Source organism: Aerococcaceae bacterium zg-252 (genome assembly GCA_016237705.1).
Classification (GTDB): Bacteria; Bacillota; Bacilli; order Lactobacillales; family Aerococcaceae; genus Globicatella; species Globicatella yangjingiae.
The window spans coordinates 446,918-459,349 of record CP066204.1 but is presented as its reverse complement, the minus strand read 5'-3'; the positions used below and the strand labels follow the sequence as shown (position 1 = coordinate 459,349).

Genomic DNA, 12,432 nt, shown 5'->3' with positions numbered 1-12,432 from the left:
CCATAGTTTTTCAATATTTATTTAATAAGACGATTCTCATTTTACAACAAAGACTTTAATTTTACCATCTTTTCATGTATGATATTGTAATAAAGATTAAATTATTTGTAAGGGTGATGACATAAATTGAAAGTAGCAAAATTTGGTGGAAGTTCTTTAAGTGATGCCACACAATTAACAAAAGTAGCCAATATTATTAAACAGGACGATGCTATTCGATTTGTCGTCGTTTCAGCACCTGGAAAACGCGAAGAATCCGATATTAAAGTAACGGATTTATTAATTACATTGCACCAACATGTGATGGTACAGGAAGATTATCAACCAACTTTAGACACTATTTTGTCACGCTTTGCCACAATGGTTGATGAGTTAAATCTTTCAGCTGATATTATTCAGCATTTTGAAGAGACATTACGTCACTATATCGCAACCATTTCCGACAGCAATCGTTTACTTGATGCACTAAAGGCTTGCGGTGAAGATTTTAATGCTCAATTATTCAGTCAATACTTAACGTCCCTTGGCTTAAAAGCACAATATATTTCACCAAAAGATTTTGGAATTATGGTAACGGACGAACCTGGTAATGCACAATTATTACCTACTTCATACGAAAAAATGGCACAATTCCGTCATAATGATGCGATTCTCGTTATTCCTGGTTTCTTTGGATACTCTACTGAGGGAAATATTGTGACTTTCCCACGTGGTGGTAGTGATATTACAGGAGCAATTGTTGCTCGTGGTGTCCAAGCAGATATTTATGAAAACTTTACTGACCAAAGTTATATTTATGCAGCACACCCTGGTATTATTGACAATCCTTATGCGATTAAAGAAATTACCTATCGTGAAATGCGTGAGTTAGCTTACTCTGGTTTCGGTATTTTCCACGACGAAGCATTGGAACCTTTATTCCAAGTAAATATCCCTGTAATGGTTCGAAATACAAATCAGCCTGAAATTAAAGGAACTAAAATTGTAGCACAGCGTCAATATAAAGAAGAACTCCCAGTAGTCGGTATTAGTTGTGACGAAGGTTTTACTTCTATTTCAATTCGTAAATATCTATTAAACCGTCAGCTCGGATTTACACGCCGCTTATTACAAATTTTTGAAGACCATAATGTTTCAATCGAACACATTCCAACTGGGATTGATAATATTTCCGTTGTCGTACGTTCAGCTTATTTAGAGGGTGTACTAGATTCGATTTTACAAGATATTCAAGAAAAATTAGAGCCAGATACTTTACAAGTTGAAGATGATTTAGCGATTATGGTCGTTGTTGGTGAGGGTATGGTTGCTGCACATGGTATGGCAAACAAAACAACTGAAGCATTAGCTAAAGAAAAAATTAGTATTCGAATGATTAACCAAGGAGCATCTGAAATCAGTATGTTCTTTACGATTCGCATGAAAGATAAATTATCAGCACTTCAGGCGATGTATCGGGCGTATTTTGAATAAAACAATAAAACTAAGCATTTCAAACCGACTTGCTTAGTTTTACTTTAATATTTAGTAAAGAAGGTGTCTAATGAAACATATATTAATTATTAACACTGGTGGAACAATCGCAATGAGCGAAGATAGAACGACTGGGAAAGTTTCTCCTAGCGATGAAAATCCATTAACACAACAAAGTCATCTATTCGAGCAATTTGCCCACATTACTGTTTCTGATTTATTTCATATCCCCTCCCCACATATGACGATTGAACGCATGTATGAATTAAGCCAATTTATTCAATCACAAGCTGAACATTTTAATGGCATTATCATTACACATGGAACAGATACACTAGAAGAAACAGCTTATTTTTTAGATTTAGTATTAGATACCAAGATTCCAGTTGTGATGACAGGTGCTATGCGTTCTGCCAATGAAATTGGTTCAGACGGTTTAGCCAACTTACGCAGTGCCCTATTCGTTGCCTTAGACGATAACACAGCCAAGCATGGTGTCGTAGTCGTGATGAACGAAGAAATTCATGCTGCCCGCTATGTCACCAAAACGCACACAACTAATCTTGCTACTTTTCAAACACCTACCTTTGGACCGGTTGGAATTGTATCAAAAAACAATGTGCTGTATTTCCAAGCCTTTTCACGTGAGCAACACTATTCATTAAAACGCACCGACAAACGTGTTATTTTAATCAAAGCCTATGCTGGCATGGAAAGCGATGTCTTTGAAGTAGCTAAACACTATGACGGTGTGGTTATCGAAGGATTAGGAGCTGGAAATGTTCCACCAAATACATTAGATGGCATACAAGCATTGCTGGCACTGAATATTCCAGTAGTCATGGTTTCTCGTGCATTTAATGGAATTACCGAAGATGTCTATGATTACAAAGGTGGAGGCAAACAATTAAAACAAATGGGTATTCTGTTCACTCAAGGTTTAAGTGGTGTCAAGGCACGCATTAAATTAATTGTCACGCTTAATGCTGAGCAACCATTATCCGAACTCCCTAACCTATTTACACAATTTTAATGATTACGACAAAATGAATATAAAAAACCTTGTCAGAGCAAATCTGGCAAGACTTTTTATATATTTCAGATTAGTTTTTTGTTAAATTTGTTACACCAAATGCAGTTTGATCAGTAAGTACATATCCGTCTTTCTTGCCAAGTCCCCAATAAATTTTAGAGCGAAAACAGAATAAAAATACGATAATAAGCCAAAGTACAGCAAGGGCATAATCATACAAGTTATACATTTTACTATCAAATACATTGATGAAATAGTATACACCAATAGGACCTAGTCCTAAAATTGCGGTAATTAGTCCAGCATTGTAAATGCTTTTTAACCTTAAATTAAATATTGAATGCATAATGACTTCCATTAAAAGAAACAACATGGCTGATAATGTTAGAAAACGCACATTAGGTAGTAACAGTGGGAGTACATAAACTAAAATTAAGAATGTCCAGTTTCCGAACATACTACTGAGATTGTTACAGTCCCACTTGGTTTTATCCATCTCATTGGTACCGAGGAGTAGTTTTACTCCGAGTAGTGGAAATCCTCCTGGATAACCAAATTCTTCAAAAAAATGTAGAAACAAAATACAAATGGAAGCCAAAAGACATTTTTGCACCTCAGTTACTGGTAAAAAGATTGTAAGCAGAGCAATTAGACCAGCGAGATATACAGAAATGTTATACCAATTATTTATCATTTTTTTCATAGAAAGCACCTCTCAATTACTTATTATAATTGAATTATAATATGACACGGTGTAAAATAAAACCGACAATAGAGTGTAAAGTGTCTAATTATAGGAGGCAATATGGCGCGTCCAAGGAAAACTGATTTTACAAATAGGGCTGTAGTAAAAATAGAAAATGCTTTTTGGAAACTTTTAGAGACGGAAAAATATACGGATATTACTGTTCTTAGAATTGTTCAAGATTCTGGGGTTAATCGTAATTCTTTTTATTATCATTATAGAGATATTGATGATTTGGCTTATCAAGCTTTTAAGAATAATACAAGTAACGATGCCTCGAGAATGATGATTTCGTCAATTTTAACTGTCTTAAAGTGTCAAAGTGAAGAAAAAATTTCAGATATTGATATGTCTATTTTACCAAATTCGAGGCGTGTCATGTTGTGTGCTAGAAGTGAGTCAACATACCTGAAACAATTGGTCAATGACTATTTAAAGGAGATATGGTTGGATTCTTTTTCTATTGATGAAGAGCGTATGACAACAGAGGAGAAATTGCAAATTGATTTTATTTTTTCAGGTATTGTAACTACTCTGGGAAGTCAAGAGATTGAGAATAATCCGCTTTTGATGTTAAGACTTGTGTCGTCGGAAATAGGAAAATCGATGCTTTCAACAATGAAGAAGATATCAGTAGCACATAGTAATAGTTTTCTAGAAACTAATCAGAATTTGCATAGATGATAAATTCTGATTTTTATTTTTTTCGAATAAATAGATTTGTAACTTGTTAACCTACTTTTATGATAATAATTAGCTCCACAGTATATCCTAAAGCTTAATTTCGTTCTATAAGTATTGACCTCTGTTATTCGCTCGTGTGGAGTATAGGGTATTTATATCAAAGGACGTATCCACGAAGTAGATGAAGTTCTGTAAATAAAGGCTAATTCAATAGCTATCGTTATTTGAAGAAAAGTACATTGTGTGGAAACCGGTCGATAGAAAAAGGTTGATACTAGAGGGGATGTTTGGGGAAAATTCTTTAGAGAACAGGATGTTTCTCTAAAGAATTTTCCTGTGTTGTATGAGAAGTGAAAAAGATACCGATTTTGATACAAAACCAAATAGAAAACAACTTAAAATATAGCCTTTGTTGCTAGTCCGCGATTTAAAATTTGATAAATGAGCAATCAACAATTTATTATCTTCAAAAGGATACATATAGTAACCTCCTGCTGAAAATTCGATAGATATCCACTTAGGAGTTTATTTTTGAATAATCTATAGTACTATAACTTCTGGTGGGGAATTTGTGTCCCTCACTAGAAGTTGTTGTAACACCAATCCACTAGAAAAGTTGTTGGTCTCAAAAAAGCTGGGCTAACAACACCCAGCTTTTGCTATTGTATTTTGAGACAGAATACCTCGCTCACACCTTGTTATTCCGGCTCCAACATGCTGAAATGACATCCACTTCAAAAGCCACCTATATGCGTTACACGCATTCCGGCGGCTTTCTCCAGTGATTCATTTCAAAGCGCATGTTGTCGCACTATTATATTACTTCGTTCCGAAGATTCGGTCGCCGGCATCTCCTAATCCTGGTAAGATATAGCCTTTGTCATTTAAACGTTCGTCTAATGCTGCTGTGTATACATCAACATCAGGATGTGCTTCTTGTATAGCTTTAACACCCTCTGGCGCAGCAACTAAACACACAAAAACAATATTTTCAGGGGAAACATTATATTTTTTCGTCAATAAATCAAGGGCTGCAATCGCTGAACCACCTGTTGCTAACATCGGGTCAACTACAAATAAACGACGTTCACTAATATCTTGTGGGAATTTAGCAAAATATTCAACTGCTTCAAGCGTATCATGGTCACGATACAAACCAATATGTCCAATACGAGCAGCTGGAATTAAATTAACAATGCCGTCAACCATTCCTAAACCAGCACGTAAAATTGGAATAATCGCTAATTTTTTACCAGCGATTTGTTTTTGCGTGGTAGTAACCAAAGGAGTTTCAATGACAACATCTTCCAATGGTAAATCACGTGTAATTTCATATGCCATTAACATCGCAATCTCATTAGTTACTTCACGAAATGCTTTGGTTGACGTATTCTTATCACGAATAATCGTCAATTTGTGTTGAATAAGTGGATGTTCTACTACTGTAAATTTTGCCATAATTTGCACTCCTTTTTCTGCTCTTTTGCCTATCAAATAAAAGCAACCTCGCACTTTTATTTGCACTACACCTACTATTTTCTGTTCCCTATCATACAACTTTTTTATTAGCTCGTAAAGTATAATTTCGATATATCATTTTACTAATTTATTAATTTACGACTAATTTCAGTATCTTATCTTTCTACAATAAGAGCCGTACCCATGCCACCACCGATACATAATGTCGCTAAACCATATTTGGCATCACGTTTTTGCATTTCATGCAATAACGTGACTAGAATCCGAGCCCCAGACGCTCCAATTGGATGCCCTAGTGCAATCGCACCACCATTCACATTCACAATTTCAGATTTAAAGCCTAATTCTTTAGTGACTGCACAGGCTTGCGCAGCAAAAGCTTCATTTGATTCGACTAAATCTAAGTCAGAAATACTCAGACCTGCTTTAGCCAATGCTTTTTGTGTCGCATAAATCGGCCCACACCCCATATACTCTGGTTCTAATCCCGCACTTGCATACGATTTTACTGTTGCTAATACAGTTAATCCTAATGTCTCCGCTTTTTCACGAGTCGTAACCACAACGGCAGCAGCGCCGTCATTGATACCTGAAGATGTGCCGGCTGTAACCGTTCCACCTTGTTGAAAGGCAGGACGCAATTTACTCAAGCTCTCTAATGTCACATTTTCACGTGGATACTCGTCAATATCAAACATAATCGCTTCGCCTTTACGTTGTGGAATTTCAACAGGTACAATTTCATTAATAAAGCGACCAGATTTGACGGCAGCTATTGCTTTGCGTTGCGATTCTATCGCAAATAATTCTTGTTGTTCACGTGTAATACCATATTTGGCTGCAACATTTTCAGCTGTAATTCCCATATGCTGCTCATCAAATGCATCCACCAATCCGTCACTTAATAGCGTATCAACGACTTTAGCGTCCCCCATACGAGCACCCCAACGTTGATTATGTAACACATAAGGGGCTTGACTCATATTTTCAGTACCACCTGCGACAATGATGTCAGCATCGCCTAATAAAACAGATTGAATCGCTAATTGAATGGATTTTAAGCCAGAACCACATACCTTATTAATCGTATAGGCTGGTGTCGCAATCGGTATACCTGATTTCACACTGATTTGACGTGCAATATTTTGACCTAGACCACCACTTAATACATTTCCCATAATTACTTCATCTACTTGCTCAGGTTTAAGCCCAGCCCGTTCAATTGCACCTTTCACGACGGTTACGCCTAAATCGACAGCCGAAACATCCCTTAACGAACCACCAAATGAACCTATGGCAGTTCGCACTGCCGATACGATGACTGCTTCTCTCATATCGATACCTCTTTCAAAAATTCTTTTTAAGTATTCAAAGTGAATTATACCTTAAATCACCCCAAGCTGTATAGAAACTTGCAATAGACATTATCTTACAATGCTGACACACAAAAAGACAGCACTGCTGCTGCCTACCTAATTTTCAAATCCAACCATTTTTTTCAGCGATTTTTACTGCCTCAGTACGATTCGTTGCCTCTAATTTTAATAAAATCGTTGACATATAATTTCGCACAGTTCCATTTGATAAAAACATTTTTTGTGCAATATCTTTATTCGATAAGCCTAACGCTACTTGTTTTAACAATAGCCTTTCTTGTTCTGTCAATGGATTTTCTTTCGTGAATATCATTTCCATAAGTTCCGGCGAATACTCTTTTTGTCCTTGCAAAACATTTTGAATCGTTGACATTAACTCTGAAATACTCCGTTCTTTTAATACAAAGGCATCAACACCTGCACTGACAGCTCTTTGAAAATACCCAGGTCGTTTAAAAGTCGTCACAATAATCACTTTCGTACTCAACTGTTGTTGACGTATCCATTCTAAAACATCTAAGCCTGTCATGTGTGGCATTTCAATATCTAATATGGCGACATCAATCTGTTCTTTTTCTAAGCATTCTATTGCCAATTTACCATTAGATACTTGATGAACTTGGTGAACAATCGCTTGCATGGATAGTAGTTGACACATCGCATCTAGTAACATCACTTGGTCTTCTGCAACTAATATATTCATACCACACTCTCCTTTACTCGTTCAGTTTAACTTGTAGGTCAGACCCTATCATTCGTACTTAATGGTATCCACATTGTAATTTGAGTTGGATTTTTCAATATGGTAATGTCTAAATGTCCTTTGATTGTAGTCAAGCGTTCTCGAATCGAATGCAATTCTTCTCCTGTTACTGTTTCAAATCCAACTCCATTATCTTCTACGGTTATTATCATTTGGTTGTTTTTTTGCTCAAATCCAATATGACAATGTGTTGCTTGACTATGTTTAAGTAAGTTATTGCCACATTCCCTTAATATCATCGTAACAACGGATTGTACTGACTCTGATAATGACCTGGTTAAATCACGATTTGTCACTGCTAAAGTTACTTGTGCCATTGTAAACATATTATGTAAAATCTGCAATTCTTCTGCCACCGTATGACGTTTCAACGATTGAACAATCTGCCTAACTTCTTTCATAGATGTAGTCGTGACAGCTCTCAATTCTTCGATTTCTTTTCTAGCTTTGTCATACTCTTTATTTTCCATGAGTGCTACTGCCAATTCACTTTTGATACTTAACATCGCAAATACATGCCCCAATGTATCGTGTAAATCTTGCCCAATACGATTTCGTTCATTTTCAGCTAATAGCAAATTAATCGACTCATTTTTCTCTTGGAGAACACGCTTTAATCGTTCCTCCTGTAAATTTTTTCTCATCACATACATCATGCCAATGGCTACCACATGTAAAATTGACAGAAAGACAATGGTTTCAATGTCGTTTACTTGAGAGATAAAATAAAGCAATATAGCATAAGTAATATAAAAAATAATATAGCGTTTGCTCGTTATCGTATCTTCTTGAAAATGCCATGTCAATATATTTGTAACATAGTAAATAAATAATGTTGCCATGATACTTCCATATAAGGTTAATAGCACGATATACACACATAGATAGAGAAATAATACTATTTTAACCCACTCTTTTTTGACTAATGTGAGCGATAAATACGCAATCGCAAACAGAATGGTTAACGGTAAAGTCCACAAAGGATACTCTCCTGACAAAACATAATAAATTGGAAAAATAAGATAAATAAGTGAGCCAAAATACATAGGGTGTATTTTTTTGAAAATCGACATTATCTCACCTCCTGTTTTTTGCTCAAAATAAGTGCTATTCCTCCTACTATTATCGCATAAGCCAGGACAATCAGTAAAGTTAAGCTATTTACTTTATTGTTTTTTAGATAACCCAATACTAATTGATTCGCATGATAACTCGGCGTAAAGTGAGCTACTTGTTGCATCCATTTGGGTAATACTTCATATGGCATCCAAGAGCCACCAAAAATCGCTAAAACAAAATATAAAATATTAGCAAATACGGACATGGTTTGTGTATTGTTAAACAGTGTTAATAATAAACCAATTGCTAAGTAAGCAGAACTTCCAACTAGCAATAATAAAGCACTGACAAGCCACTGTGATGTACTCATTGTCACATTTCGAATCAAAAATCCGACGATAAAATTGATAATAATCGAAATGATAAATGACACAAATACACGTATCACTTTTACAGTATAATATTGTGATAACGAAATGGGAGAATGCTGTATTTGAATCAGCCAATTATTCTTCTTATCAGTTTCAAGCAAAGCTGGAAAACTGAATAGTGCAAAACTACTCATACTAAATGCAGTCATCGTTATCAAATAATTGCGTGTCAAAATTCTCGTATCACCATAACTTGTATCAAACATTGATGAAAATAATAAGAAAAATAAAACTGGCATGCCAATTCCCATAATGAACGTAAACAGACTGCGTTTTGTTAAAATAAATTCCATTTTTAATAAGGCTCGCATAATTTCCCCTCCTACAACTTACTCTTTACTCGTATTATCAAATAATGTATTTAACAAGGTTTTGTTTAACATTTCCATATCATCAATCGGACACCCTGCTTTTTGTAAATAGTCAAAAACTATTTGTGGTTCTTTTGTCATAAATGTTACTATATCATGCGATATTTTTATATCATAAATCATATCGAGTGTTTGAATACTTTCTTGATAGGCAATCGGTATATTAAACTGTTTTTCTCGTTCTTCAGAACGCATTTTATAAGGTGTCGTGTCACGTAACAGTTCTCCTTTATGTAGCACTAAGATTCTATCTGCTGTATGCTCCACTTCTTCTATGTAATGAGAAGAATAGACAATAGTCGTTCCTATCGTTTTTAATTGGTTAATAATTTCCCAAAATCGTTGTCGTATCGAAGTGTCCATACCTGCTGTTGGCTCATCTAAAAATAAAATACTCGGCTTACCAATTAGTATTAAAACAAATGACATTAAGCGTCTTTGCCCACCCGATAATTTTTCAGTGAGTTGATTTTTTTGTTCGGCTGAAAAACCTAATAGTGCATCAATTTCTTCTGTTGATAGAGCATTGCGATGAATTTTTTGGAAAAAAGCTATCAATTCAGCTACTGTTAAGTTTTCTGGTGCTACGTTCTCTTGTGGCAAAATCGCTACTTTGGTTTTTAATGTTGAGTCCATTGCTGCAACACCTTCAATCATTAATCGTCCTTTTGAAATAAATTTATCGCCTATCATACATGACATCAGAGTTGTTTTTCCAGCCCCATTTGGCCCAATCAAAGCCACACAATCTCCTTTATTAATTGTAAAGGAAATATCTTTTAAAATATCTTGCCCTCTGATTGTTTTGTATAATTTATTGACTTCAATCATGTTGTTCACTCCTATTCTGGTTCAGCTACCTTTTGTTTTGATAGATAAAATATACTACCTATTGGCTGACAGTATTAGTAAGCAATGTCATTTTATAAAGATGACATTTGTCATATGTGGCTATATTTTATTGCAATCATAACCACCCGTCTAACGGGTGGTTTGAACAGGGGCTATAAGCCCAAAAAGCCAGCCAGCGCCTAAAGACGCTGGCTTTCACTTTGTTCAAGCCTTATTGCTCTTGACCCGTCACTCGCCTCTCAAAGAGGCGTTTGTATTACTTACCACTATCCCTAAAGGGATTTTCATATTCCTTCACACTCAATTTATCCAAGGCTATATCATGTTTCTCTTGCTCTTGAATATATTTCTTTATCGTGGCTTCGTTTAATCCCACCGTACTCACATAATATCCTTCTGCCCAAAAATGTCGATTCCCAAATTTATATTTCAAATTTGCGTGTTTATCAAACATCATTAACGCACTCTTACCTTTTAAATATCCCATAAAACTCGATACGCTTATTCTTGGTGGAATACTGACCAACATATGTACATGGTCCGGCATCAGATGTCCTTCTATAATTTCGACTCCTTTATAACTACATAATCGTCGAAATATTTCTCCTAAACTACTGCGACATTGATTATAGATGATTTTTCGTCTATACTTTGGGGTAAACACAATGTGGTATTTACACATCCACTTTGTGTGCGATAAACTATGTGCCATGCGTTTTCTCCTTTCACTTTACAGTTGGCTTGAACACCACTATTGTATCGCGTTTGGAGTTTTTTGGTATAACCGTCGTTGCGCACCCGCATAGCGGGTGGTTTATTTGTCACTCACCTTACGGTGCGTGACCGACTAAAGTCACAACAAAAAAAGACGATATTGCTATCGCCTTAATCAAATTATTCTACCAAGCAAACATCGGCCATTCTTGCACAAAAGCCATTACTTTTTCATGCAATTCCGTTAATTCTTCTTCCGGTGCCTTAAGGGCTGCTAAAATAAATTCAGCAATTTGAATCGCATCTTCTTCCTTAGCTCCACGAGTCGTAATCGCAGCTGCACCAATTCGAATACCACTTGTTTGCACAAATGATTGTGTATCGTTAGGAATTGAATTTTTATTGACCGTAATTCCTACCTTGTCTAAGCGTTCTTGTGCCCATTTACCTGTAATACCTAATGGTGTAACATCTAATAAGAAAAGATGATTATCCGTTCCACCTGAAACAACATGCAATTCACTTGCTTCAAAAACACTCGCCATTGCTTGCGTATTTTTAATGATTTGTGCTGCATACTCTTTAAATTCCGGTTCTAATGCCTCACCAAAAGCAACTGCTTTAGCTGCAATCACGTGTTCTAATGGGCCGCCTTGAATACCAGGAAAGACAGCACTATTAATTTTTTTCGCATGTTCTTTTTTAGCTAAAATCAACCCACCACGTGGACCACGTAATGTCTTATGTGTCGTCGTTGTCACAACATCTGCATAAGGAACTGGATTAGGGTGCAAACCAGTAGCAACTAATCCTGCGATATGTGCCATATCTACAAAAAATACTGCTCCCACTTTTGCTGCAATTTCACTCATGCGTTTGAAATCAATGATTCGTGAATACGCACTCGCTCCCGCAATCATCATTTTCGGCTGGCACTCTTCTGCAATCCGCTCTACTTCGTCATAATCAATATATCCTTGCTCATCTACACCATAGCTATACATTTCATACGATTGTCCACTAAAATTAACTGGCGAACCATGCGTTAAATGTCCTCCTTGCGATAAATCCATTCCTAAAACTCTATCCCCTGGCGTCAAAAAGGCACGATACACTGCCATATTCGCTGATGAACCAGAGTGTGGCTGCACATTTGCAAATTCAGCACCAAATAATTCTTTAGCTCGGTCAATTGCCAGTTGCTCAATTTCATCAATCCACTCGCACCCACCATAATAACGGCGATTTGGATAGCCCTCAGCATATTTATTCGTTAAAATACTTCCTTGTGCCTGTAACACTTGTGGCGATACAAAATTTTCTGACGCAATTAACTCAATCCCCTGTTGCTGACGTTGTGTTTCTTTTTCAATTAAATTAAAAATCGCTGTATCTTTTATCATCTTCTAAAACCTCCACTTATTTTATCAAAAACGTTCTTTGTGCGTTTCA

At 36.0% G+C, this 12,432-nt stretch carries 12 protein-coding genes; 3 read left to right on the top strand and 9 right to left on the bottom strand.

All coding sequences use genetic code 11. The features are described 5' to 3' along the window. The first annotated feature begins 126 nt into the window (after positions 1–126). Both JDW14_02205 and JDW14_02200 read left to right on the top strand, forming a co-directional pair. Positions 127–1,473, top strand: coding sequence for an aspartate kinase (locus JDW14_02205; protein QQD65956.1), 1,347 nt, complete (start codon positions 127–129; stop codon positions 1,471–1,473). A 70-nt stretch (positions 1,474–1,543) separates the two neighbouring features. Continuing rightward, positions 1,544–2,506 (top strand): asparaginase, encoded by a 963-nt coding sequence (locus tag JDW14_02200; protein QQD65955.1) that lies wholly within the window; start codon positions 1,544–1,546, stop codon positions 2,504–2,506. 70 nt (positions 2,507–2,576) lie between these two features. On the opposite strand, the gene JDW14_02195 is transcribed toward JDW14_02200, so the two are convergent. Continuing rightward, on the bottom strand, positions 2,577–3,209 hold the full coding sequence (locus JDW14_02195; protein ID QQD65954.1) for an HXXEE domain-containing protein: 633 nt from the start codon (positions 3,207–3,209) through the stop codon (positions 2,577–2,579). A 102-nt stretch (positions 3,210–3,311) separates the two neighbouring features. Between JDW14_02195 and JDW14_02190 the strand changes: the two genes are divergently transcribed. Then, positions 3,312–3,935 (top strand): hypothetical protein, encoded by a 624-nt coding sequence (locus JDW14_02190; protein ID QQD65953.1) that lies wholly within the window; start codon positions 3,312–3,314, stop codon positions 3,933–3,935. 819 nt (positions 3,936–4,754) lie between these two features. Here the strand turns inward: JDW14_02190 and upp are convergent. The 8 genes from upp to JDW14_02150 form a co-directional block, all read right to left on the bottom strand. After that, positions 4,755–5,393 (bottom strand): uracil phosphoribosyltransferase, encoded by a 639-nt coding sequence (upp, locus tag JDW14_02185; protein QQD65952.1) that lies wholly within the window; start codon positions 5,391–5,393, stop codon positions 4,755–4,757. A 176-nt stretch (positions 5,394–5,569) separates the two neighbouring features. Continuing rightward, a complete protein-coding gene (locus tag JDW14_02180; protein ID QQD65951.1) occupies positions 5,570–6,748 on the bottom strand; it encodes an acetyl-CoA C-acetyltransferase in 1,179 nt (392 codons plus the stop codon). 145 nt (positions 6,749–6,893) lie between these two features. Next, on the bottom strand, positions 6,894–7,493 hold the full coding sequence (locus JDW14_02175) for a response regulator transcription factor (protein QQD65950.1): 600 nt from the start codon (positions 7,491–7,493) through the stop codon (positions 6,894–6,896). 38 nt (positions 7,494–7,531) lie between these two features. Further along, the gene (locus JDW14_02170) at positions 7,532–8,626 is read right to left on the bottom strand and encodes a sensor histidine kinase (protein ID QQD65949.1); all 1,095 of its coding nucleotides are present in this window, start codon (positions 8,624–8,626) and stop codon (positions 7,532–7,534) included. Beyond that, on the bottom strand, positions 8,626–9,354 hold the full coding sequence (locus tag JDW14_02165) for an ABC transporter permease (protein QQD65948.1): 729 nt from the start codon (positions 9,352–9,354) through the stop codon (positions 8,626–8,628). Before JDW14_02165 ends, JDW14_02170 begins: the two co-directional genes overlap by 1 nt. Positions 9,355–9,372: 18 nt before the next feature. Continuing rightward, entirely contained in the window at positions 9,373–10,245 is an 873-nt protein-coding gene (locus JDW14_02160; protein ID QQD65947.1) for an ABC transporter ATP-binding protein, read from the bottom strand. A gap of 277 nt (positions 10,246–10,522) precedes the next feature. Next, the gene (tnpA, locus tag JDW14_02155) at positions 10,523–10,978 is read right to left on the bottom strand and encodes an IS200/IS605 family transposase (GenBank protein QQD65946.1); all 456 of its coding nucleotides are present in this window, start codon (positions 10,976–10,978) and stop codon (positions 10,523–10,525) included. A 187-nt stretch (positions 10,979–11,165) separates the two neighbouring features. Further along, complete coding sequence (locus tag JDW14_02150; protein ID QQD65945.1) at positions 11,166–12,383, bottom strand: serine hydroxymethyltransferase; 1,218 nt, start codon at positions 12,381–12,383, stop codon at positions 11,166–11,168. Between the last annotated feature and the right edge of the window lie 49 nt (positions 12,384–12,432).